The following is a 25169-nucleotide window of genomic DNA, read 5'->3' as shown; positions in this document are numbered from 1 at the left end:
AGTAATGAGTAATTTGGGTTAAATCTCTTATTGATAACAATATTCTATTGGCTAATCATAACTAAAATAATATCCAAATAGTCTATAGACTAAAAAAATTAAACATTTTGTACTCTTTAATAGTATTATACAGATAAAAAAACATTGTTTTAGAAAATTTTAACAACATAAATACACACTTAATCTCATAAGTGTTTGTTTTTTATACTTAAAAGCTCTATCTTAGAGACAACTTTAAAAAACTCACATATATGAATGAAAATTTACATTTTACAAATAGTGATAATTGTGAAAACAATCACGAAAACCACTACTACGACCCATCTATAGATGCGTATGTTTGCGCTCATTGCAGTGCTATATCACCAGCTAATTCTTTTAATGCTGAAGACACTATAGAAGACGAATATGAATTGCATATCGGAATCTAAGGTCGTGATTAGAATCTTGTGATTAAATCTATGTGAGAAGATTTAATTACAAGATTTTTTAGTTTTATAATGTTGTGTTTGTGTTTTGCAGCTATTAAACGCACAGTATTGGCTCCACAGTTAGGCGTAAAGTATTGGTATCTTTATTATTTATTTCTCTTCCAGATACGATATATTCTATAGTCCCGAGTAACAGTTCGCTTACTCCAGTCCACAATATGTTTTCCCTCTTCTAGTACTCTCATCATTTTAACCACTAGATAATCATAAACAATCGTAAATAAGATTACCCCAACGCCAATATACAAGGTACGCAAATGTAGATACTCAAAAGAGAACGCTGCTGTAATCCCACCTAATCCAAAAGAAATAACAATTGCTACTTTAAGCCCAATATGAGAGAATAATACACGGCGTACATTGGCGTTTCTAAAGTAGAAAAACAGCCTTGCTGTCTCAATACCTAAATCAGTTACAATACCTGTGATATGCGTTGTTCTTACTACCGCCTTAGAGATAAAAGTCACTAGTGAATTCTGAAGTCCCATTGCAAACAGCAATACATAGGCAATCTTCATGGGATATTGACTTAAAACATCTCCTTCTAAAAACGCAACTACTCCTAACAATACTGCTTCCAAAATCAAAGGCACTGTAAAGAAAACCTTATTCCAAATCATCTTTTGTAACTGAAGAATAACGTGGGAAGTAAAAGATCCCAAAAAGAAAGCTACTAAGAGCAACACTGACTTTAGAATAGCTGTTCTATCAAATGTCAATACCTCTTGTGCAAAGTTGGATAAATACCCCGTCACATTCGTTGTCATCAGTTTTAACGCTAAAAAACCACTTACATTCACTACTCCTCCCACAAATGACAACAAGACTGCTAAACGCAAATTCTGCATGAAACTCCTCTCCTTACCTCTGTGTGATAACATAGTTTACCTTTTTTAGTATAATATAACAAATTTACTGATTAATAAGAATCTATCCCTTGTTGTTCACTTATTAATTATAATAGAAATAATAAAGCCCACTTAGATTAAGTGGACTTTATGGTTATCTTAGAAATCAAGTTTAATAAAATACTTTCTTCCTATTGTATATTCTATAAGCTTTTTTTTCTGCAAACGACCAATAATCATAGCTGGGTGTGTATTAAATTTTTTAGCAAAGGCTACTATATCCTCATCATTTAAGTGCTTTTTAGCAAGTATTTCTTTCTCCTCGTCCACAGATAAAGTCCACTTAATCGCAAAAGCATCGGCATACCTAGTCTAATATTTCCCTCAATCAAAAAGATAATCTATTGCACAGACTCTGCTATCCACCTTTTTACAGCAGTATTTATTTGTAATTCGAAGTCTTGAGTACTATTGCTCACTCCCAAATGAATCAAATAACACATATCATTCTCTCTATCATTTAAATAAGTTCCTTTATGCTCATTAGACTCTTGACTTGGATAGACTAATGCTACCCTATTAGCTTGATAAAAGTGGTGATACACATACATCTGTCTCAAATCTTCTACAGAAGGATATGGCTTACCTTCTAAGTTCTTCCATTTCGTATCAAGGACAACTGTCTTAGAAACATCATTTCTATCCGTTATCACGATATCAGCACACATCATCACACTGCGGTTACTTTCAGTATGTGACTTCCAAAAACGTTGTTGGACCTGTTCTCTAACCTCATGAGATTCCCTTAAATGCTTCTTTAACGTCACAAAAACAAAGCGTTCCCATAATACATTCATATCAAATAACAACGCCAATACATCACTACTACCTCCTCTAATATCAGGATGATAATTTAGCAATATCAGTTTGGCTATAGCTAAAGCTGTCTCATAAGAAGTTGTTTTTCTATTTATTAGTACCTTGTCAAATGTAGCGTCAGTTACCTTTATATCCTCCATCTCAGGAAAACTAAATAACAACTGATTGATCTCACTTTCTAAAACCGTATTCATATTAATAGACTTTAATAACCTCAATGCCTTATATAGAAGCTGATGCACCAAATGTTGATCATCATATACACTGTGACGAGTATAGAAACGCTCTTGATGAACTAAGTTCTGTTGAATGTGTTTACTAAACATCAAACTTCCCTTAAGAGCTAAAGTATTCCCTTCTTCTTGTCTATATTTCTTGATCAACCCCAAATGAAGCAATCGTTTAACCTCTTGCAAGTACATCACTATATATACATCTAAGATAGCATTTGCTTTTAAAGAAAGGTTACTCGATGTAGGCGCATGCGTTTTGAATACTCCTACACGCCAAATCATCTCAATCAATAACTTACGCCAAGTATCCTTTTCTTCTCCATTATTATCTACCTTAGGCAATACCTCTATAGTCAAGTTACCCAACTGTAGAACGCCTACATATTGGTTAAACTTCACCCCTTTGTGAATCAAAGAATAATAAGGAACACCTTCTGATCCGTAGAACGCTTCTAATAGATTCAAATGCCTTTCTTCAAACACTTTACCTTCAGATATAACATCCCCTATTCTTAACTTATTATGTTCAAAAACTGTAATCTTTAGCTTACTCACTTCCTTAAACTTTTATTCCCAACAACTTACTTATAGCTTCCCTAAACTCACCTTCTTCCCATGTACTTTTTAAATTATAAATACTCTTCTCACTATACATATCGCTATCATAGTCAAATGAAGCAAAGACAACCTTATCACCCTCTTTCTTAGTTACAAACCCTTCACCAAGTAACAATCCCATCTTTCCATAATCCCCATAGAAATACTCTTGCAACAGCGGAATAATATTATCCCTAAATCTCGATTGTAGTGTTTCAAGAGAATCTACATGTAAGAAGTAACTATGTCCTATCAAGTGATCTCTATCTAACAATACCTCTATACGGTCATTAATAGTTCTTAATAATTTACTCAAATCAATTCCAAAGCTGTTCTCTGTCTTAATTACATCATAATTAGGCATCATCTCCTCGAAGGTAAATCGACGTCTAAGCGCAGTATCCAGAGCCTCTACACTTCTATCAGCCGTATTCATCGTCCCAATAATATGCAGATTATTTGGCACACCAAACTTCTCTTTTGAGTATGGCAAGGTAACTTCTAATGCCTCCTCATTCCCTAACCGTTTACTCTCTTCTATCAAGGTAATCAACTCCCCGAAGATGGCAGATACATTCCCACGGTTGATTTCGTCTATGAACAAAGCGTATCTATTCTCAGGGTCTTTTTGTGCTTTTTTACAAATAGTCTTAAACACTCCATCTTTTATTCGATACTTAATTTCACCGCCTGTATTATCCTCTAAATCAGGTTTAATCCCCTCAATAAAATCTTCATAAGTAAAAGATTGATGAAAAGTTACAAATTCATAATTCTTAATTGTCACACTTCTTTCTGGAGTGTAATTATTTACTCTTTCCTGAATATCTATAATCTCACTATATGATGACTCTAAATCTTCTTTTTCAATAGACCAATTTGAATTTTCGTCCTTCCAAAAATATAAAGGTTCCTGTCTCTTCTCAACATTTACATTTGGACATTTTAATAATGTATGTGCTTGTAATTGCCCCCAAATTGTTGGCACTACAGTTTTAGACTTACTGAATTGTTCTTTTACTTTTATATATTCATGTTCATAAATATCATTTACTTTTCCCTTTTTAATCTCTAACACTACTAGGGTAATTACTTGCCACCAACTTAATTCCTGTATAATACTTTTTACATATTCTTCCTTAGTAATTGTAATTTCTCTTTTAGTAAAAGTATCGAAAAACTTATTCTGTAGTGTATACGTCTTCCCAGTTCCAGGAGGTCCGTATAGTATTTGGTTTAGTGGGTGGTTCATGTTTTTTTCTGCTACATAATTAATTGCTATTTCTTCTTTTACCTGATTATTCTTGATCAGAAACTCGCGTATATCATCGCCAATAATATCATCTAAGTCCACAAAACTTTGAATCATTTCACTAATACTTTGTTCTTCAAGAATATCCTCTTCATCTAAAGAAAATGCCTTATAGAATCTTATAGATTGAATGTAGTCTTTACTATTAGTCTCTTTGACCCAATCTATCCAAGACACCAACTCAGAATCATACTTTTTATTCAATAAATGAATATATAGTTCCTTTAAAAGCAAGGTTATTTCTTTAGATTGTGCTTCATCTTCCAAATGCAAGTCTATATAGATAGAAGACTTATCACAATACAATTCATAGTGGATATACTCATTTCCTATAATACCATATTTATCTTGTACCCATTGAAAATCCTTCCCATTGCGTTCTTTATAAGTAATAGAAGAATTCTCTAAGCTTTTTAATTTATCATTAAAGAGTTTTTTAACCTTTTTAAACTGATCATAATAATCATTACTCTTTTCTAACATAGTATAAAGGAAATCCTGTGTCAAAAGATTATAATTAGGATCATCATAACTCCCTTCTGGTAAATATTGTTTTACCAATGATAACAATTCAGTATCTGTTTTAATAAAACTATCTCTAATTTCTTCTGCTATTTCAAGGTAATCTAAATACTTTTCTCCTTTATCAAGGGATTCCATTTCAAGAAGATTACATAGCTTTTGGTAAAACGAGTTCTTAAACAATAAATACTTCTCAGGATATTTAAAACTTAGCAAAGTAGATATAGTTCTTTCATCATGATGGTGCTGAAGTTTTGTTTCTACCTCTCGATAAAGACTTTCAATCCCCCCACTAAACTGCTTTATTCTTTCTTCAATGTCTATATTCTCATCATATAGCCCTAATAATAAATCAGAATATTGATCTTTCCTATCTTTATTTAAATGCTTCATTGTCGAAATAGCACTATAATATAATAGGTTCACAAACTTTATACTAAGCAACTCATCTACAATAGTACTTTTTTGTAATGAAGGCATTCCTTTCTGAGACGTAAATAACAACCATTTATACTCTTCATACTTTAGAGCACCTGACTTTATTTGCTTTTTATAATCTTCTATTAGTTTTTTTATAACATCTGATTGCTCTCTTATACAACTACTAATAAATGACTCCTTCTTACTAATAACTTCTGCTCCGTTATTAGCTAAAAAAACATTTAAGCGCTCTCCATTATTAGCTGAACTTGGCACTATTAGCTTTACTTTTTTCTTGTGGAAATACTTCTCTACATAGTGTAAAACTTTCTTATTAGGATATTCTTTTCCTTCATTTACTACAAAATAATACCTCCCATTATTCTTAGCCATCCAACCTTTCTTATCTAATTCAGTAAACGCATATTGCAATGCTTCTTCCCAAATTTTCTTATTTCCTTCTTCCATCAATGATCATTTTACTATGTACTTGTTAATCTCGTCTACGATTCTACTAATTAACATCTTAGTTATATCTTCATTTATAAGATCAAATGTTTCCCTAATACTGAAATCATTAAAGTTATATTTACCTTCAAAGAGAACTTTATATTCTTTTTGGCAATTATCTCCAACACAACCAATAGTAAATCCCTTATTATCATTGCACACATAGTATGTAGTGTCTTCATATAAAAAAGCTATTACAACTTTAGCCTTTACGCTATTTCTATGAGTACAAGCTGTAATATGATCTTCATTTAGCCTTGAAACCTCTGTATTAAACTTACTCGTGATAGTAATATACAATGTATTCATAAACTCATGTACAGTATGCCATTTTACATGCTTAAACTGATCTTGTACTATGTGATTATTAATATCTTTATCAATAATCCAATACTTATATCCAGATTCTAAATCTTTAGCTGTTTCCTCTTTTAACGCAACAGCTAATTCAAAGTCATTTGTTATTTCTTTTACTATACTTAAATACTGTAGTATACTACTTCGCAAATCACTATTTGATATAGTTTGTTCTAAACACTGTTCTAACCATTTAGTAATAAAACCAATATAATCAAGTCTAATTAACTCAGGCTGTATATCTTTAAACTGTTCATAAAACGAAGGTTCTTTTCCATTTAAAGTCAGATAGACTAAAGTAATATCACTAAACTCAATTTTCTTTTTATCATAATAGTTTAGAAGCTGAGCTTTAATTGTTTCTCCTTCTTTTTTATTACTATCTCCAGCAAATATCTTATTTTCTATAATAATAGCTTGTCCTTTACTATTCTGAATGAATATATCGATATTCTCATCTTCTTTCTTTTCTACTTCATGTGGATAGACGGACACTTCTTGTAATTCAAAAGACTTAATAGATGTGTTATTTAAAAACAATTCTAAAAACTTTGTCCCTTGTTCATGACTTCCGTTAGGATTTAATAAGAAAGTTATAAACCTTGAATGCAGACGTCTTTCATCTGTAAGATGATGCATCACCTTCAACAAATTAAAACTACTGTATTCATTTAGCTTATACTTATTACAAAACCTATTTACCTTTTCATTAAAATCCATAATTATATTTTCTTTTCGATATATTCAATAAAACCATAATATGATTTTCTACTATTTTCATTCAAACATTCTTTATCAAATAACTCTTTAACTTTAGGTATTTTTAAATTAGCTATAATGCCTTGTTCCCATGCATTCCAAACCTCGGGTAATAATCTTCCTCGGATATGCCAAAGATATTCCTCACTACAAAGATTAAAATAATCTATTACTAAAAGTCTTTCTTCTTTTGTCAACTCACGCTGATCATCTTTTTCCTCACGTAACTCATTAAAAAGATCATTTAAATCATTATCATATCGACTATTAAAATGAAGAAACAATTCCTGAAACAACTTATCATCATCTAAATTTTGCTTAACTAACCCTAAGTATATAGCTATTATTCCAGCCATAGTTGCCGTCACAAGAGTAAGAACATTTTTCTCATCACGCAGTTTACTCTCAGGTAATATACTATACACAATTATAACGATTACAACTATAAGGGCTCCCCCAATACATAACCTCCATTGATTCATTTTCCAATAACTATGCAGTCTTTCCTTCATTTCCTTTATTTTAAAACTCCAACTCCCTTTTTATCTAATCCCAATCCTAAATAAACGCTTTTATTCCATGATAATTTTAAGAAATCTAACCTATTACTATACTTAATAATAAAATCCTCATTCCATTGTAAAAACTCATTGAAAGAAAGAGAAACCCAATATATCACATCTTCATACTCTTCTACAAACCTGAGATCTAAATTTAAACGAGCAAAATTTCTGTTAGATATATCAAACAATGAGATGTTTTTTCTAATAAAATCAAGACTAATAGTAGTACTACTCTTCATCAAAAAACTATTATTAGTAAAATCTATTTTATCCTTGTATTGCTCAAGCAAATTCTCAGGAAGTGCTACTCCGTTGCTATTGTTAAAAACACTCCATGAAATATAGCTAATCGATTTTGAATTTATGATAGATGTTAACTTATCTCCTCTTAATAAACAGATATTAATAAACTTCCTTTTTATACTTTCATTATTAGCCAACTTCAAATTTTCTTTATAATTCTTATACAAGAACTCTGCGTCCTTCTCTAATGAAAAACCATGATTTAAAAGTACACTATTCCATTTCCAAGTTAAAGCCTGTGGGTTCTTGCGAATTAAGTCAGCGTAAGCAATATTGCCTGATATACTTCTCTCATCTAAACGTGTTCTATAATGAAGTAAAATAAAGTCTACATCATTTATTTTATTATTCTTAGATAATTCATTCCAATCAATATAGTTTTCATACTGTACTATACTGATGTAAGGTAACGCAATACTTCTTGAAAACACTTTCCAATTAATAACCTCCTCATACTCTGCTAACACATAAGGAATTATTTCCTCATTCATATTTAAAAATAATAGAGCATTATCACTTCCCCAAGAATATCTATCCAAAAAGTCCTTATGGATTTGATTAGAAAACACAACGTTACATATCCCTACAGTTTTAAAATCAATATAGTCAATAAATCGATCTATAAAAGAAATATCCACCTTTAAGGATTTCAACTTAAACAATGCTGCCCAATCAATCTTATCTTTAAGAAGGTTTACTAATTCGATGTTCCATTCAACATGCTCATTCATCATAAGATGATACTCATCAAAATTCAATCTATCTATATTAGTTTTAACCTCATCTATAGATAATGGATAAAATCGAGACACCAAATCTATTTTTAATTTATCTAGCATTACTCTGTTTTTTTCTCTTGAGTTGATATAAAACCTTCTATAACCTCAAATAATTCTTTATCCCTATTATTTAAATACTTAAAATCTAATCTATTCTCAAATTTACTTCCAATAATTCCCTCCCAATTAAAAGAAGAATCTTCTATAACATCTGTATTGATATTATGTATCATACGATACTCAGTAAAAAACTTATTACCATCCTTACTATCTTCTTCCCATTGACTTCCTATACCACTATACCAATTCAAAAAAAGTAGAAATTGTTCATGTGGTGTCAATTGTGCTCTCAGAATACGTAAATAATTTCTCTCTTCTCCATAAGTCAATCCTATTTTATTACCTACTATATGTTTTACTATTAAGATTAAGTTTCTATAATAATGACCATATCGAGATAAATGACCTGAATAAGGTTTATATTTAAAATACATTTTCACTTCGGATATCTTAGAGCAACTATATCTACCAGTTCCTGCGTTCTTATGTCTGTCCTGAAAAGCACTGATACAATTTACCATTTGTGTGAGGCATTTCTTTTTATCCTCTTTAATAGTTTTTTTAGTTATTGGATTCCAATTATTTTCTATATGTCTTTTAAAAGAATCCAATCCAAAAAAGAAGATATAATACGCAATAGCAATCACATATCTATCATTTAACACAAATGTTGAATTGCTCTTCTTTTCTTCAATATGACCACTAATAATCTTAACCAAACTCAAGAACTCTGTTACATTACTCACAAATATCTTTCGTCCACCAATCTCTCTTTCAATCTTGTTAATTCCCTCAAAAACATACCCCTGAATTACCATTTCATTTACATTTTCTTTATGTAAACGGAGTAATTCATAAAACTGACTTTCAAATTGTAATAATCTAAATTGTTGATTTTGTTGTTGATTCTGTTTCTGAATCTCATTATTAGCAATTTCTTGTAATTTAATTTGCCTTTGAATTTTTTTATTTACATCCACTTGCATCTTAAATGCTAAAAAGGTAAGAATAGCTGCCGCAATAGCAATTAATGGTGCAGTTATCCCACTAATTATAACAGCTAATTTATCAAAATCATTAGGAAGAAAATTATCAGGAAGAAAAAAATACAAACACAAAAAAACTATAACTAAGTCAAATGCAAGTGTTAATAAAACTCTTGAAAACACTAAATAATACTTACTCCCCATCACCCTTTAATTATCTTTTGATTCTTACTATCATACTTATAATTCACAATTTCTTCACTAATAATCAAGTCGATTACTTGCTCTACTACATCTAATGGCACGCTAAACCACTCTCTTGGTTTATGCACTACACCATCTTTATCAGCTACTTCTAGAACCAAACCTATCTCACCAAAGAAAGCGTGTAATAACTGCTCAAACTTATGCGGATTCATGTTATAACAAGCTACTTTCAATACCAAATGCACCTCAGCCATTAAGTACGTCGGTTCGTTCTTTGCATTCTTAATACGTGTCTCTACATCTGTAGTAGAGAACCCTATTTTAAATAAATTAGGTATATTCTTAATTTTAGGATCTATACTCTTAGATTGCAACACATAGAGATGTCCTGTACTAACATCATCCTCCTTCACTAAATTAGCATTCAGATGCAACTCATAGTTTGCTTTCTCTGCTAAATGCGTTACTGCTTGTCCATCATCATACAGCATCTTCTCTACAGAACGCCAAAGCAATTTAGACTCTGTACCATTCTCAAAAATACAACGCGTACGCCCATCACGTCTCACTCGTGTACCATCTTCTTTATATGAATCTTCCCGACTCTGTTCATAACTCTCTAATAGAAACAACACTCCCTTGTGTACATAGAAAGCACCCTTTTGTTGACTCCCTGCTGTAAACTCGACTAACTTTCTACGCCCTTCTCTCAATTCTTCGTGTACAGCCTTAAACATAACCTCATACTGCTCAAAGTCTTTACAAGGCTGACGCTTAGCCACAAAGTCAGTCTTATCTCTATCTCTATGCTCACGTAAAGCATCACTTAATTCAAACAATCCTAATTGATCTTCTGTATCTGCACCAAGTAAATTAAACACATCAGTAGCTAATATATCTTCAAAGGAATTTACCTCTACTACTTTAGGTTTTTCTACTTGGATACTGTAGTCTCCTTCTAAATTATCCAGTGGCTCTGGCAACAAGTTAAACTCATCAAAAGCAGATAACTTCTTCTGATGTGCTATATTGTTTCTAAATCCTTCTAATCTCGAATATAACATACGCTCACTAAATCCCTTCACCTTGTTAGGTTCTCGGTTATGTTCACGAACGAAATCATTTATCTCTTGAAACGAATTAATCAAACGCTCGTCCTCACTTAACGCTTTAACGCTTGCCTTTACATCTAATAGATTAAAGACATCATCGTTAAAAATATCATCATACGACGTATATACTTTCTTATCCATTCTGCATCGCCTTACGTTTCTTATCTCTAATAAACACCAATACTTCTCCTAATCGCACTTCTAACGCATTATCAGAATCTACATTAGGCTCACGCTTATGCTCATCAACGAAGGCTACTATCTTAGGCCATGTTAATAAAGCCTCTTCATCTGATATTTTTATTTTTGACGCTAATAATACCTCTTGTATCATTTTAAGCACAGGGATAGTGACCGATTTAGACAATATCTCGTACGCTTTCTGAAACGGATTAATACTGTCTATCAAGTCAATACTTATCTCATCTATATTGATAAATTGCTTCGCCAGTACGATAAACTTTTTACCCCCTACTTCCTGTATCTCTCCTGATTTTACTACAGAATCAGAAACCACATACTGACGTACCGCTTCTAACTCCTCTATATCCAGCTCTGGATAGCGTGTCTTAATCACTTTAGGGATTAATACCTTATTGATAACATCAGGATCTATACTACCTGTTATAGCCTTAGAGACATCTCTATCTTGTAGAATAGCTGCTTTTAAATCATTAATATCCTCCTCTACGATAGACTTTACCTTAGCAGTAGTGATTCCCTTAAATCCTTTAATCTTAATCGTTCCTGGCTCAGCCAAGTCGCGTTCATCACGCTTCGGCTTAAAATCAAAGTTAGGAGCCAATACCTGTTCCATTAATAGTGAAGCTGTTATAGCCTTTAGCATATTATTTACCGCCACTACTACATCGTCATTCTGTGCGTCTGGCTGAGCTAATAGATTAGTAAACTGTGCGTGAGTCTTGTCCTCACTATCTCGAGTAGCACGCCCTATAATCTGTATAATCTCTGTCAGCGATCCTCTGTACCCTACTGTTAAAGCATGCTCACAATAAGGCCAGTCAAACCCCTCCTTAGCCATACCCAACGCAATAATCAAGTCCATATCCTCTGCCTCTTTTATATTGCGGAGATAAGCCACTATCTTCTCACGCTGTCTCGCATCGTCATTTACTAAGTCTGCTACCTTGATCAGCTTACCGTCTTTGTGGCGTTTTAAAGTGATAACAGCAGTATGCTCATCTACTCCTACTACCGATCCAATAATATCTAAGATGCGGTCAACCTCTTCGTATTTCTCTCTCGTGGACTCATTAGAGTTCACATTCGGAATATGTAGTATCGTTTTCTTATCTGTATCTAATACCTGATCTATAGCCGTATAATATCTCCCTTGATAGAAGTGATACCCTATCCCTAAAGACTTCAGATGCTTATACCCGTTCAGCTGTTGGTAATAGTTATATGTCACCTTTGTAAACTTCGCTTCATCTTCAGGCATCAATACAGGTAGAGAATCTCCTCTAAAGTAAGACCCTGTCATAGCCACAATATGTGCCTTAGAATTGCGTATCAATGAGCGTAACAAACTCCCTAAGATATTCTCATCTGAGGCTGATACATGGTGAAACTCATCTATCGCTAACAGATAGTTGTCAAAGTCTTCATCGTGCAACTGCTCATAGGCAAAACGCAACGTAGCATGAGTACAGATTAAGATTTTCTCTTCGCCTTTCATAAAGTTGACAAAAGCATCTACCTTACTCTTGCTGTCATCCATACCAGGGGTACATAGATTATATTTATCATTAGGCTCCCAATTAGCAAAGAAACCATGAGCGACCAAATCTGTATAAGCAAAAGAAGAACCGATAGAGCGCTCAGGCACTGCCACGATTACTTTCTTTATCCCTTGATTAATCAGTTTATCTAATGCGATAAACATTAAAGCACGTGACTTACCTGAGGCAGGCGGTGCCTTAATTAATAATAGCTGACTTAGGCGAGCCTGATATGCTTTCTGCTGCATCTCACGCATCCCCATTGTATTCGACATCGTAGATTGGCCTGTCTGACCGTATGTTACTTGTATAATGTTTTCCATAGCCTATAATTCCTCTTTATTCTTCAGATTACTGAATGCTCTAACCATTAAATTTGATATTGATAACTCTACTTTATTTATGTCACTCTTATCTATTATATCTATACAATCTCCTTCATAAACTTCATGAATATAAATTTTATGAGAGTAACCATAGGAATTATTGCTATAATAAACACTAACGTCTAAAGCTTCAACATAACAATTCCTTTGTTCAGTATTAAAATTAAACTGTTTATTATCTATCGAAAATTCTTCCTCATATACCATAAAAGTATTTATCAGCTCATTATACTCTTTAGGTGTTAAACCATTTTTGTAATTATAACTATATCTCCCCATAGGAAGAACACTGTAAGCTTTTTCTGTCCCTTTTAACGCTAATAATAAACCTTGTTCTAAAACTGAAATACTACCCATCATTTCTTTTAGTATTGTAAAAATAATAACCCCTGGTAATACCATTCCCTGATAATTACTATTCTTACTTTGCCTTAAATCAAAAGACATTACCCCTATTTGTTTTAAACTACGTAAGTTTAATATTTTCTCTTTTAAACAAAATTTCAAAGACCCAATTAAAATTCTTTTAAATTCATTACTATTAACAAATTCACTATCTGTATTTATGAATCTATAATTTTTAATAATCTCTTCCAATTGATCAGTTAAATACTCCTTATGGTCAAACTCAAAAGGCTTCACAGAATAGAACTTATCCATATACCCAGAGAAGTCAACACCTTCTCCATATTTATGTGCATAGATCTTACGAATATTCTCTATATCACAGACAAAAACAACCTTGTCAAAACCAAACTTATTCTCTCCTGTTATCGAATGTGTATGAGCAGAAAAGATATTAAACAACCTAAAGATATGGTCAGGATCTAAACGATCTAAGTCATCTATGACTAATACTGTCTTATTTGTTATCTTCTTATCTTCTTCTATCACCTCTTGATCAGGTAACTCATCTCCTTTAAGTCTATCAACTAAGTCAAAGATAAACTGTGAAGTCGCATCCATTTCATAAGGACTGCCTTTCTTATCTTTAAAAGAGTTTAAAAACTTCGTAATATCTGCTAATACATCTATCTTAATTTGCTCACTATATTCTTTAAACCCTTTTTTAAGAGGTGTCAATATTTTTTCTACAGCACCAATAAAGACTGCTGCACTTTTACCTATTTTTTCATGTTGTGATAAAACAAATAAAAACAAAGGCATTAAATCTGCTTTATTCTGCATAAACATTGACATACGTAACCAAAAGTCAAAGTCTTCTTTTACTAAAGCTATCTCTTCATTATGATGTGCCATCAGCTCATACAGAATATCAAACTTAATTAGCTCAAATATATCCTCATTAGCTGATACAGCATAGTTCACCGGATAGAGTCTTATAAAGCGATATCCATCTTTATGCTCATCTTCAAAGTCATTAATAAACGTTGACTTCCCTGCCCCAAAAGGAGCAGTAAATAATATGCGTTGGTTTAACTCTAAGTCAAGGTGCTCTTTAAACTCATCTATTATAGACTCGTTGGATATTTTTATAGTGGTAGTAGGGTTGGTCATCGTGTTTTATTTCTTATTTAATCGTCTAAACTTATCTGTATTATCGTCTAAATCTATACGTCATTTTCGTCTAAACCTATACGTGTTATCGTCTAAATCTATACGTGTTATCGTCTAAATCTATACGCGTTATCGTCTAAACCTATACGTCATTTTCGTCTAAATCTATACGTCATTTTCGTCTAAACCTATACGTATTATCGTCTAAACCTATACGTATTATCGTCTAAACCTATACGTATTATCGTCTAAACCTATACGTATTATCGTCTAAACCTATACGTATTATCGTCTAAACCTATACGTATTATCGTCTAAACCTATACGTATTATCGTCTAAACCTATACGTATTATCGTCTACGCATTATTCCTTTTTTAAATACCACAATCTATTTTCGCAAGATACTTTTTGATCCCTTTTTAGTTTTTGAAGCACATTCTTAATTTTATCCTTCTTTTGCTTTAAAGTGAGTACACTTGGTAGATGTTTAAACAACACTTCCTCTATTTCAGTCCTTTGTGCTTGTTTAAATTTTCTCAGATAATCTACTACAGCCAACTCAATTGTCTCATCTTCGAAGCCTTTTTGTTTAACATACTCCCCTTTTTGATTAGTCTGCTTAGCAACAGTAGAAGATATAATAAGATTAGGTTTTCGACCTTCTATAAGTTTATCCTCTCTTAATATGTGTATTTCAGCTTCTGTTAATGATAAACCTTTAGCTACCTTATCTAATAGTATAATTTTATCTAATGATAAACTCTTTATTTTGGCCAGCTTTCGAGCATAATCCATATTTAACACCTTCCCCATTACCTTAACTTCTACATAAGAATTGCCAATGGAGTAATCAGGCAAAGGAAAGTATTTATCCTTCTGTATGCGAAACATCTTTCTAATTCCACTTCCTATAGTATCTATCATATTTAACTGTACCATCGCATCTACCAAAAACTTATTGCGGTAAATAAGCTGTGGTGCATCTGCTTGAATGACTTTCTCAATACTACCTGGTAAAAAATCTCCTGCATTAGAAAACAATAAATAACCATCTTCACTTTCTGTAACTACTATCTTCCCTCCCAATAAGTAATCTTGATGCGCAATACAGTTATTTAGCGCTTCACGGATAATATAAGGATCATACTGCTCTACCTCCTCAGGAAATAACGAATCAGTACGGATATATCTGTATTTTAAGTTTCTTATTTTTTTAAAAACATCACTTACTGTTAACAACAGAGGACTACTAAAATGCTCATAATCTTTCTCTATTCCATCAACATCTTTTAATATCCAAGTAAGTTGACTTATAGCAGGAGTTAACCAATGCGTAGATTCACTTTTCCCCAATAGTAACAACGCTGTAGTAGTTATTTGACCACTAATTAATAGCTTTGCTTTATTCAAGAAGGTAATATCATCCCAGTTATCTACTTCATTACTAACACGTGAATTTTTAACTTTAAAATTTTCGCGCGCGATTAAAATAGCTTGTTTATCAAGGTCCGCCATAGTAGCTTCCGCAACTATCTTACTACTCCAGTCTGTTCTTACTTGTCCTTTTATACGTTCATATTCAAACTCTTCTAAGGCTCCTATACTTTCACCATTCCTACCATAACAATGTCCCTTCCATCTCATAGGATGTCCTGCAGAGCATTTCGGTATCTCGAATAAAATAACATCTTTACCATCGATACAAATACGTTCTACTGCAGAAAAACTACATTGAGGAGAAGTCTGTTTAAATACTTCTAATTTGAATTCATCTAACTGAGTATCTGATATCTTGCTTCCTACAATAACTTTATCATCGTTAATACCAAATAGCAGATAAGCATACTCTCTCTTATTTAAGTTTGCCTCATTACTCAATGCTGAAAAATACTTCCCTAATTCATCTTTAGAAAATGTTGATTCTGCTTTTTTTAACTCAAACAGCTCATTCTCATTGTTATCTAACAACAGTTGCTTTATAAATGCCTCATTCATATCAATACTATTTCTTATTCTTTTCGTCTTTAATCATCTTCTCATACAGCTTAAACAGATACTCTAAGCGTTCTTCATCAGAGGTAAACGGTTTCTCTCTATAGCACGATTCTACCGCCATATCATTCTGTTGATGCGCTTCTTTTAAATCCGCAGGCATCTTCTCTGGATCATATAGCTGCGCTAAAGTCTTTTCTGGGTAACGTTCTCTCACCTCTAAGATACGGTATGCACACTCTTCTAATTCCTGTTCTTTAGCCTTTGTTATTTTAGGGAACGGAAAGGTGTTGTAACATAGCTTCGCAGAATAACGATAACGTGTTTCTAACTTCCCTCCTATAGTATCTACCCATACCATGTGTATCTTAGAATGTAAGATACTTAACATATATGGCTTAGCATCATAAATAGTTAAGGCTGAATCCCCTATTATACTACTATCATCTAAGTAACCTATAGGTATATAAAATCTATTTTCTGAAGAATGTCTTGGTATAATTATAGAGTTTCCATTTCTATGTCTAATTTCTCCAAAAGCATAAAAAGTATCCTTTAACTTATTAGTTGCTTGACGTGAACTTTTTTCTCTATGATTAAAAACTTTAGTAAAGCGATCATTTATTAACTTAACATCTAAATACGTTTTATAATTATCCTCATCAAACCAAAAACAATATTTCTCAATTCCCTTAATGAATTCTTCTGCACCTACAAACCTCTTAATTATTGCTTCATTAGTGTCTATTTTTATTTCGTTCTTTTCCTCTCTAGTTAAAAGCAAAGCTCCACCATCATTAGGCATATTACCAAAACACATTTCAGATAATTTAGACAATGTTTTTGTTTTAGGTATAACGAAAACATTTGATGCCTCTAATAAATAAGCATTGATATTAGATACTTCATGTCTTATGTTATTTTTAAAGATATACTTTACATCCTTACTCACGTTTCGCAATCCCAATATAATAACTGTAACTCCTGCATTACCCTTAGCATTATTACTCCATTTAAAAGAAGTATGAACAAATCCTATCTCTATATTATTAAGTACTGATGGCCATAATAAAGAAACCTGTTCTCCTTGACAAATTGAGTTTGTTGATACAAAAGCCAATTGTGAATTACTTGACTCTATATATTTAGCTCCTTTATAAAACCAAATAGAGATGTAATCTAAATTATTAATTCCCCTCTGTTTGTTAAAAGCAATCTCCATATCCTTTTTCTGTTCTTCATTTTGCATACGAGCACCCAAATAAGGAGGGTTTCCTAAGATATAAATCTCATCTCCTTTCCTTTTAGGGCATACCTCTTCCCAGTCAATACGACAGGCATTTGCATGAACAATACAACCCGCATCCTTCAGTGGAAGTGCAGGTTTAGAATAACCAAATTCAACATGAAAATATTGATTCATTTGATGTTCTGCAAGCCACAGTGATAAACGAGCAATCTCATGTGCGAAGTCATCTATCTCTATTCCATAGAAGTTATTTAAGCTTATCACAGAGGTATATTCATTCCCTAAATCAAATGTACCTGTACCTACTTTTCCTGTAAGCTTAGCGAGTTCTTTTAGGATATCTATTTCTAATAAGCGAAGTTCTCTATAAGCAATAATCAAGAAGTTACCACTACCACAGGCAGGGTCAAATATCTTGATGTGCTGTAAGCGCTCTAATAAGGCATTAAGCTCTTTCTTACTCTCTTTACCTCTTACACACTGCTCTCTTAACTCATCTAAGAACAACGGATTAATCACCTTCATAATATTAGGTACACTGGTATAGTGCATCCCTAATCCTCCGCGTTTATCTGTAGTCACTACCGCCTGTATCATCGACCCAAATATATCTGGGTTAATCGCTTTCCAGTCCAGACGTCCACAGTCTATAATTAGTTTACGCGCTCGGATAGAAATAACAGGCACTGGTACTGGCTTGTTAAACAATCCTCCATTTACATAAGGAAACTGCTGTAGATACACTCTATTATCAGGCCTATGTGATTCTGGTAAACTAAGAATAGTAAATAAATCAGTTAAATACTCCTGAATATCAGAGGCATCTATATTAGTAGAACTCTCTATCGCATGCGTAAACTGCTGATCTGTGAAGATACCTGTATCCTCAGCAAAGAAGCAAAACAACAAACGCGATAAGAACACATTCAAACTATGTATTTCTTCCTCTGTCTGAAAGTCGTTATCTGTATTAATCTGATCGTATAGTTTAGCCATTCGCTCAGCTGCTTTTACATCAGCTGGGTTTTCTGCTAAGTACTGTGCCTTCTCTATCCCTGCCAATGGCAAAAAGAAATCAAAGTACTTCTGTAATTCTTCAAAAGAGCAGTCTAATGTATCTCCTGTTTTCATATCTACAGCCACCCATTGCACATAGTTAGTCAATATCACGAAGCGATATTCTCCTTTTTTAATGCGTTCCTCTCTTTTCAGACTATCTATAGCTTCATATAAAGAACCTTCTTGCGTTGTTTCTTTAAAGAACACCTTCTTCTTCCACAATAATTCCCCTGCATTATCCGCTAAGTTAAACTTGCCTTTTTTTAACCTTTCTATCGTCGAATTAGGTACGCCAAAACTCAATATAAATTCATAGATAAAGCTTTCTTTATCTACATTAGCAAACACCTTCTCTAGGCTATTCTCTATCTCAGCTATGGATACACTCATACGATTATTCTTCTAATAAATATTTGATTTGTAAATATACCACCTAGTACTTTATAGTACAAGTGCAAAACCGTAAAGGATACGAACAATTGTCTAAAACCATGATTTTCTTGATTAACAAGATTAGTAAGATCTGGACGGATGCACTCTACGCATATTTTATCTACAATATACATCATTCCATCATCTTATTAATCCTATAAATCGAAGTGTTATTAATTAAAGACTTCTCAAAACTTTGTGTAATAAAAATAGAATAGCCTGACTTTTATGATCAGGCTATTCTATAATAAATTTCATCTATACATCAAGATTATAAATCTTGAACAGGTTTAAATCCTTCATATTTTTTAAAATCCATTCTATGTTCAAAATTATTCATAGAATCAGCAGGCGACAATAACTCAAAGTTAAATGTTTCTAGTTTAAAACGATCTATCCTTACAGAAACTATCGTCTCCTCTTCATTATTACCTGTTGACCTATTAAGAATAAATCCTTTAGCATTTACTTGCACATTATTAATTAATGGTAATAATTGAAATGCTTCTTTAGCAATTCTCAATATACAACTACACACATAGTTTTGATACAATTCATTAAATCTATTACTACACAACGGTATTTGGCTGACGTAGATTCTCGGTTTAACCTTAAATATTGAGTTTAGTACAAAAAAGAAAAGCTACCTAGTATTAATACTAGATAGCTTTCATTATTTAGATAACAGTTTTTTATCTAATTTTTATTACATTTCAGGTCCTGTAAGACACATCATCGCCTCATAGTGCTTCACATATGCTCCTCCTACAATTGTACCCCCACGTTGTTCAGCAAACTCTAATGCACATTCATAACCTTGGACATATACTTCCATCCCGCTAGGAAGTTTAATTAAATAAGCATAAACAAGTTCTACATTAGTAGAGACTTGATTTATTGATAAATTTGTGCTAGTCTTTAGCGTAAACAAAGCACTTCCATCTAAGGCTAGTGCGCTTCCCGAAAATGCAGCAAAAGCAATTGCTACGAAAAATAATTTCTTCATAATTCATTATATTTTAATTGGTTATATAAACATAATAAAAAAATATGAAACTTAAAACTATTATAATAAAAGAGAAAATTAGTACAATAAAACTAACCTAAGTTCTATCAATTCTTATTCTCAAGCATTGGGACAAACTTAAAGTCTCCATGTTCGTGTTTTTCGAATTGCTTTTCATTGATGCGGATAAGTTCCGTCATGATTTGCTGTTCTTCTCCGATAGGGATAATTAGCCTACCCCCAACTTTTATCTGTCCTAATAAGGCCTGTGGGATAAAAGGCGCTCCTGCTGTAACAATAATCGCATCGAAGGGCGCATAGTTAGGTAGTCCTTTATACCCGTCACCGAATGTCATCAGCCTAGGTCTAATACCTAGTTTAGGCAGTAAAGCAGAAGTCTTTTTATACAGTTCATTTTGTCTTTCTACACTGTACACTCTAGCTCCCATGGCTACTAACACAGCAGTCTGATATCCACTACCTGTACCAATCTCTAAAATTTTATCATCTTTTTTGATTTGAAGTAATTGTGACTGAAATGCCACAGTATATGGATGTGAGATGGTTTGTCCAGCACCGATGGGAAAAGCTTTATCTTGATACGCAAAATCCTCGAAACTCGAATCTAAGAATAAGTGACGTGGTACTCGCTTAATGGCGTCTAAAACATTCGTATCAACAATCCCTTTTTGCTTAAGCACTTCAACCAACTGGTTTCTAAGACCTTGATGTTTTGCAGAATCTTTCACTATTAAAATATTATTTACCACAAAATAACCACTATTTTCTTACAAAAGCAATCGCTATACGCCTTGAGATTCTAATTGAATAAAAGTTTCACCTCGAATATTGAAAGTTTAGATAAATAAATTATATTTTTGTTTTCAAAATATAGTTTTATGCTTAAAGTTGGAGTATTGGGAGCAGGCCACCTAGGTAAAATTCACCTACGCTTACTTAACCAATCTGAAAAATATGAACTAGTAGGATTTTATGATCCTTTTAAAGAGAATGCTGATAAAGTAGCAGCAGAATTTGGCTATAGAAAATTTGACACTATAGAGGAGTTAATTCAGGCAGTAGATGTAGTGGATATCGTTACACCTACCCTTTCTCACTTTGATTGTGCAAAACAAGCTATCAAGGCTGGTAAGCATGTATTCTTAGAAAAACCTATTACTACGACTATTGAAGAAGCTGAGGCAATCATAGCATTAGCCGCTGAATATAATGTACTTGGACAGGTAGGACACGTAGAGCGTTTTAACCCTGCGTTTATCGCTGTGGTTCCTAAGATAGAGAATCCGATGTTTATCGAGACGCACCGTCTAGCTGAGTTTAACCCTAGAGGGACAGATGTACCTGTAGTATTAGACCTAATGATACACGATCTAGATGCTATCTTAAGCGTAGTCAAGTCTCCAGTAAAACATGTAAGTGCTAGCGGAGTGGCGGTACTTAGTGAGTCTCCGGATATCTCTAACGCTCGTGTAGAGTTTGAGAACGGATGTGTGGCGAATATCACAGCTAGCCGTATCTCAATGAAGAATATGCGCAAATCTCGCTTCTTCCAACGCGATGCTTATATCTCTGTAGATTACCTAGAGAAAACCTGTGAAGTAGTGAAGATGAAAGAAGCGCCAGAAACACCTGGTGACTTTGACCTAATCTTACAAAATGCTGAAGGCGTTAAGAAACAAATTTACTATGATAACCCTGAGGTATTAGCAAATAATGCTATATTAGACGAGTTAGAGACATTCCACGATGCGATAGTAAACCAGACTACTCCTATCGTAACCTTAGATGACGGTACTAAAGCACTTCGCTTAGCGTATCAAATCATCGAAGCGATGGAAAAAAATTAAATTAACACAAACAATATAAAACAACCATTATGAAGAAAATAGCTGTTATCGGGGCTGGAACGATGGGCAATGGTATCGCACATACTTTTGCTCAAAAAGGGTTTACAGTTCTTTTAATCGATATTTCAGAAGCTGCTATCGAAAGAGGAATGACTACGATCATCAAGAACTTAGATCGTATGATCTCTAAAGGAAGCATCACTGAAGCTGATAAAAAAGCGACAATAGAGAATATCATCACCTATACTGACATTAAAGATGGTGTAGCCAATGCAGATCTAGTAGTAGAAGCAGCAACAGAAAATGTAGAGTTAAAACTAAATATATTCAGACAGCTTAGTGAGGTATGTGATGAGAATGTAATCTTAGCCTCTAACACCTCTTCTATCTCTATCACGAAGATTGCTTCTGTGGTGAAGAACCCTGAGCGCGTGATCGGTATGCACTTTATGAATCCTGTGCCTATTATGAAACTAGTAGAGATCATCAGAGGATATAATACAAGTGATCAGGTTACTAAAGCGATTATGGATATGTCTAAAGCATTAGATAAAGTTCCCACTGAGGTAAATGATTACCCTGGATTCGTAGCCAACCGTATTTTAATGCCGATGATCAATGAAGCGATCGAAACACTATATAACGGTGTGGCGGGTGTAGAAGAGATCGACACAGTGATGAAGTTAGGTATGGCCCACCCAATGGGTCCATTACAGTTAGCTGACTTTATCGGACTAGATGTATGTCTATCTATCTTAAACGTGATGTATGACGGATTTAAAAACCCTAAGTATGCTCCATGTCCATTGTTAGTAAATATGGTGATGGCTGGCAAACTAGGAGTTAAATCTGCAGAAGGATTCTACGACTACAGCGAAAGCAAAAAAGCAGAGAAAGTAGCTAAGATGTTCGCTTAATTCTGTTTAAAACAAGTTAATAATAAGAGACAACCAAGTTTATTCTTGGTTGTCTTTGATATTTTTGATACCATATTACCAATGGCTAAAATAATTCCTTTTAAGGGCCTGCGCCCTACCCGAGATAAAGTGGGCTTAGTCAGCTGTAGATCTTTTGAAGACTACAACGCTGTTGAGATTGCTTATCTATTAGAATACAATCCTTTCTCTTTTTTACACGTCTTAAACCCTGCCTATGTCAACCAGTCTAAGGTGACTTATGACAAGCGATATAAAATGGTAGCGGCGAAGTTAAACGACTTCAAAAAAGAGGGTATTTTGATCAATGAAGATAAACCTGTATATTATCTATACCAGATCAGTACCAAGACTTGGAGTTTCACAGGTATTGTGGCGGGTACTTCTATCGAGGACTATCAGAGTAACGTAATTAAGAAGCACGAAGACACCCTAGAGTTCCGCGTTAGACTATTTAAGGAATATTTGCACCACAGTAAGTTTAATACAGAACCTGTACTGATGATGTATCCTGATCAGCAGGATATCGAGCAGTGGATTAAAACCAAAAAGGATGCTAAGCCTTTATACGACTTCACTACAGTAACTAAAGAGAGACATACGATCTGGAGGATAGATACTGATACAGATGTAAAGTGGCTTACAGAGCAGTTCGCTAATATCAGTGAACTATACATTGCTGATGGGCATCACCGCTTTGCCTCTGCTGAGTTATTACAGACAGAGAATGAGAATGTGGAGAGTATACATGTACATCACAACTCTGTGATGACGTACTTAATCGCAGAGAGCAATATTAAGATCTATGAGTTTAACCGTATTATACACGACTTAAACAACCATACCAAAGAAGAGTTTCTAAAGCTTCTAAGCAAGAAATTTACTGTAGTCAACAAAGAGCAACAACTGTGGAAACCAGCTAAGAAGATGGAGTTCGGGATGTACTTAGATGGTGACTTCTATGCACTGACCCTAAAAGGTGTTAGAGAAACAGACTGTATCCTACAGCAGTTAGATGCACAGATACTATACGATGAAGTGCTAAATCCTATACTGGGATTAGACGATCTGAGAAACGATGCACGTATAGATTATGTTCCAGGTAATGAATCTATTGTTACCATTAAAGAACTAGTGGATGATGGAGAATACGAAGTAGGTTTTATGCTTTACCCTACCAATGTGAGCGAAATAAAACAAGTGGCTGATAATGATCTTATCATGCCTCCTAAAAGTACGTATATTGAACCTAAGTTTATGAACGGGTTATTTATATACGAAATATAAACCTTAGATCAGTAACCCACATTACAAATAGTCATAATGAGGATAAGAGTTTTAAGATAAAAAAAATAGAAGATTATGTCAATTACAGCGAATTTAAAACACATTAAGGATACCTTACCTACTCAGGTGACACTTGTTGCCGTTTCTAAAACGAAGCCCAATGAGGATATCGCAGAAGCTTATGAAGCAGGGCAACGCATATTCGGTGAGAATAAAATTCAGGAAATGACGGATAAATATCAGGCACTTCCTAAGGATATACAGTGGCACATGATTGGGCATGTACAGCGCAACAAAGTGAAGTATATGGCGCCTTATGTATCACTTATCCATGGAGTAGACAGCTTCAGACTATTAAAAGAAATAGATAAACAAGCAGAGATTAACAATCGTGTAATCCCATGTTTATTACAAATGTTTATCGCAGAAGAAGAAACGAAGTTCGGATTAGATAAAAACGAACTAGAAGACATCTTGTCAAGTGAGGATTTTAAAGCCCTGAAGAATATTAAAGTAGTAGGCCTGATGGGAATGGCTACTTTTACCGATAATCAAACACAAGTAAAGAAAGAATTTACACAACTAAATGGTATCTTTGTACAGTGTAAAAAACAATACGGGACACAAGATAATCTCGACCTAACTATTATCTCTATGGGCATGAGTAATGACTATACTCTAGCCATAGCATGTGGTAGTACCATGGTAAGAATAGGAAGTAATATCTTCGGAAACCGCAATTATTAATTAATCAA

The 25169-nt window shown here is 33.5% G+C and carries 21 protein-coding genes; 5 read left to right on the top strand and 16 right to left on the bottom strand.

Annotated elements, in window-relative coordinates; all coding sequences use genetic code 11:
- Positions 1-251 precede the first annotated feature (251 nt).
- Complete coding sequence (locus LNQ81_RS13675; protein WP_229947648.1) at positions 252-431, top strand: hypothetical protein; 180 nt, start codon at positions 252-254, stop codon at positions 429-431.
- Between the two features lie 146 nt (positions 432-577).
- Here the strand turns inward: LNQ81_RS13675 and LNQ81_RS13670 are convergent, their stop codons facing one another.
- From LNQ81_RS13670 to LNQ81_RS13595, 16 genes are all read right to left on the bottom strand, one after another.
- Positions 578-1372, bottom strand: coding sequence for a YoaK family protein (locus LNQ81_RS13670; protein ID WP_229947646.1), 795 nt, complete (start codon positions 1370-1372; stop codon positions 578-580).
- 126 nt (positions 1373-1498) lie between these two features.
- On the bottom strand, positions 1499-1669 hold the full coding sequence (locus tag LNQ81_RS13665) for a hypothetical protein (protein WP_229947645.1): 171 nt from the start codon (positions 1667-1669) through the stop codon (positions 1499-1501).
- Positions 1670-1740: 71 nt separating this feature from the next.
- Positions 1741-3006, bottom strand: a complete 1266-nt coding sequence (locus LNQ81_RS13660) for an McrC family protein (protein ID WP_229947643.1) — start codon at positions 3004-3006, stop codon at positions 1741-1743.
- Between the two features lie 4 nt (positions 3007-3010).
- Positions 3011-5770: an McrB family protein gene (locus LNQ81_RS13655; RefSeq protein ID WP_229947641.1), complete on the bottom strand. Its 2760-nt coding sequence runs from the start codon at positions 5768-5770 to the stop codon at positions 3011-3013.
- Positions 5771-5776: 6 nt separating this feature from the next.
- Entirely contained in the window at positions 5777-6889 is a 1113-nt protein-coding gene (locus LNQ81_RS13650; protein ID WP_229947639.1) for a PDDEXK-like family protein, read from the bottom strand.
- Positions 6890-6891: 2 nt separating this feature from the next.
- On the bottom strand, positions 6892-7440 hold the full coding sequence (locus LNQ81_RS13645; RefSeq protein WP_229947638.1) for a hypothetical protein: 549 nt from the start codon (positions 7438-7440) through the stop codon (positions 6892-6894).
- Between the two features lie 5 nt (positions 7441-7445).
- On the bottom strand, positions 7446-8633 hold the full coding sequence (locus tag LNQ81_RS13640; RefSeq protein ID WP_229947637.1) for a hypothetical protein: 1188 nt from the start codon (positions 8631-8633) through the stop codon (positions 7446-7448).
- Positions 8633-9823, bottom strand: coding sequence for a putative phage abortive infection protein (locus tag LNQ81_RS13635; RefSeq protein WP_229947636.1), 1191 nt, complete (start codon positions 9821-9823; stop codon positions 8633-8635). Before LNQ81_RS13635 ends, LNQ81_RS13640 begins: the two co-directional genes overlap by 1 nt.
- Positions 9823-11079 carry a GIY-YIG nuclease family protein gene (locus LNQ81_RS13630; RefSeq protein ID WP_229947633.1) on the bottom strand — a complete coding sequence of 419 codons (1257 nt, stop codon included), beginning with the start codon at positions 11077-11079 and terminating at the stop codon, positions 9823-9825. Before LNQ81_RS13630 ends, LNQ81_RS13635 begins: the two co-directional genes overlap by 1 nt.
- Positions 11072-13003, bottom strand: coding sequence for a DEAD/DEAH box helicase (locus tag LNQ81_RS13625; RefSeq protein WP_229947631.1), 1932 nt, complete (start codon positions 13001-13003; stop codon positions 11072-11074). The genes LNQ81_RS13630 and LNQ81_RS13625 overlap by 8 nt, the downstream gene beginning before the upstream one ends.
- A 3-nt stretch (positions 13004-13006) precedes the next feature.
- Positions 13007-14584 carry a P-loop NTPase fold protein gene (locus LNQ81_RS13620; RefSeq protein ID WP_229947628.1) on the bottom strand — a complete coding sequence of 526 codons (1578 nt, stop codon included), beginning with the start codon at positions 14582-14584 and terminating at the stop codon, positions 13007-13009.
- Positions 14585-14949: 365 nt separating this feature from the next.
- Positions 14950-16581 (bottom strand): RNA-binding domain-containing protein, encoded by a 1632-nt coding sequence (locus LNQ81_RS13615; RefSeq protein ID WP_229947627.1) that lies wholly within the window; start codon positions 16579-16581, stop codon positions 14950-14952.
- A gap of 7 nt (positions 16582-16588) precedes the next feature.
- Positions 16589-19276: a class I SAM-dependent DNA methyltransferase gene (locus LNQ81_RS13610; RefSeq protein ID WP_229947625.1), complete on the bottom strand. Its 2688-nt coding sequence runs from the start codon at positions 19274-19276 to the stop codon at positions 16589-16591.
- Positions 19277-19589: 313 nt separating this feature from the next.
- Positions 19590-19856, bottom strand: coding sequence for a hypothetical protein (locus LNQ81_RS13605; RefSeq protein ID WP_229947623.1), 267 nt, complete (start codon positions 19854-19856; stop codon positions 19590-19592).
- 168 nt (positions 19857-20024) lie between these two features.
- Complete coding sequence (locus tag LNQ81_RS13600) at positions 20025-20324, bottom strand: hypothetical protein (RefSeq protein WP_229947621.1); 300 nt, start codon at positions 20322-20324, stop codon at positions 20025-20027.
- A gap of 107 nt (positions 20325-20431) precedes the next feature.
- On the bottom strand, positions 20432-21073 hold the full coding sequence (locus LNQ81_RS13595; RefSeq protein ID WP_229947619.1) for a protein-L-isoaspartate(D-aspartate) O-methyltransferase: 642 nt from the start codon (positions 21071-21073) through the stop codon (positions 20432-20434).
- A gap of 150 nt (positions 21074-21223) precedes the next feature.
- Here LNQ81_RS13595 and LNQ81_RS13590 point away from each other — a divergent pair, with 150 nt between their 5' ends.
- From LNQ81_RS13590 to LNQ81_RS13575, 4 genes are all read left to right on the top strand, one after another.
- Positions 21224-22192: a Gfo/Idh/MocA family protein gene (locus LNQ81_RS13590; protein WP_229947617.1), complete on the top strand. Its 969-nt coding sequence runs from the start codon at positions 21224-21226 to the stop codon at positions 22190-22192.
- Between the two features lie 29 nt (positions 22193-22221).
- Positions 22222-23109, top strand: coding sequence for a 3-hydroxyacyl-CoA dehydrogenase family protein (locus LNQ81_RS13585; protein ID WP_229947614.1), 888 nt, complete (start codon positions 22222-22224; stop codon positions 23107-23109).
- Positions 23110-23190: 81 nt separating this feature from the next.
- The gene (locus LNQ81_RS13580; protein ID WP_229947612.1) at positions 23191-24414 is read left to right on the top strand and encodes a DUF1015 domain-containing protein; all 1224 of its coding nucleotides are present in this window, start codon (positions 23191-23193) and stop codon (positions 24412-24414) included.
- 75 nt (positions 24415-24489) lie between these two features.
- Positions 24490-25161: a YggS family pyridoxal phosphate-dependent enzyme gene (locus tag LNQ81_RS13575; protein WP_229947611.1), complete on the top strand. Its 672-nt coding sequence runs from the start codon at positions 24490-24492 to the stop codon at positions 25159-25161.
- Positions 25162-25169: the final 8 nt, after the last annotated feature.

This window comes from Myroides oncorhynchi (assembly GCF_020905415.1).
Classification (GTDB): Bacteria; Bacteroidota; Bacteroidia; order Flavobacteriales; family Flavobacteriaceae; genus Flavobacterium; species Flavobacterium oncorhynchi_A.
Note: the sequence above shows the minus strand (reverse complement) of the source record. Positions and strands in the feature narration are given on the sequence as shown.

Coding starts and splice junctions, on each gene's coding strand:
- LNQ81_RS13675 (WP_229947648.1), top strand. CDS start 252: ATGAATGAAAATTTACATTTTACAAATAGTGATAATTGTGAAAACAAT.
- LNQ81_RS13670 (WP_229947646.1), bottom strand. CDS start 1,372: ATGTTATCACACAGAGGTAAGGAGAGGAGTTTCATGCAGAATTTGCGT.
- LNQ81_RS13655 (WP_229947641.1), bottom strand. CDS start 5,770: ATGGAAGAAGGAAATAAGAAAATTTGGGAAGAAGCATTGCAATATGCG.
- LNQ81_RS13650 (WP_229947639.1), bottom strand. CDS start 6,889: ATGGATTTTAATGAAAAGGTAAATAGGTTTTGTAATAAGTATAAGCTA.
- LNQ81_RS13645 (WP_229947638.1), bottom strand. CDS start 7,440: ATGAAGGAAAGACTGCATAGTTATTGGAAAATGAATCAATGGAGGTTA.
- LNQ81_RS13640 (WP_229947637.1), bottom strand. CDS start 8,633: ATGCTAGATAAATTAAAAATAGATTTGGTGTCTCGATTTTATCCATTA.
- LNQ81_RS13635 (WP_229947636.1), bottom strand. CDS start 9,823: ATGGGGAGTAAGTATTATTTAGTGTTTTCAAGAGTTTTATTAACACTT.
- LNQ81_RS13630 (WP_229947633.1), bottom strand. CDS start 11,079: ATGGATAAGAAAGTATATACGTCGTATGATGATATTTTTAACGATGAT.
- LNQ81_RS13625 (WP_229947631.1), bottom strand. CDS start 13,003: ATGGAAAACATTATACAAGTAACATACGGTCAGACAGGCCAATCTACG.
- LNQ81_RS13620 (WP_229947628.1), bottom strand. CDS start 14,584: ATGACCAACCCTACTACCACTATAAAAATATCCAACGAGTCTATAATA.
- LNQ81_RS13615 (WP_229947627.1), bottom strand. CDS start 16,581: ATGAATGAGGCATTTATAAAGCAACTGTTGTTAGATAACAATGAGAAT.
- LNQ81_RS13610 (WP_229947625.1), bottom strand. CDS start 19,276: ATGAGTGTATCCATAGCTGAGATAGAGAATAGCCTAGAGAAGGTGTTT.
- LNQ81_RS13600 (WP_229947621.1), bottom strand. CDS start 20,324: ATGAAGAAATTATTTTTCGTAGCAATTGCTTTTGCTGCATTTTCGGGA.
- LNQ81_RS13590 (WP_229947617.1), top strand. CDS start 21,224: ATGCTTAAAGTTGGAGTATTGGGAGCAGGCCACCTAGGTAAAATTCAC.
- LNQ81_RS13585 (WP_229947614.1), top strand. CDS start 22,222: ATGAAGAAAATAGCTGTTATCGGGGCTGGAACGATGGGCAATGGTATC.
- LNQ81_RS13580 (WP_229947612.1), top strand. CDS start 23,191: ATGGCTAAAATAATTCCTTTTAAGGGCCTGCGCCCTACCCGAGATAAA.
- LNQ81_RS13575 (WP_229947611.1), top strand. CDS start 24,490: ATGTCAATTACAGCGAATTTAAAACACATTAAGGATACCTTACCTACT.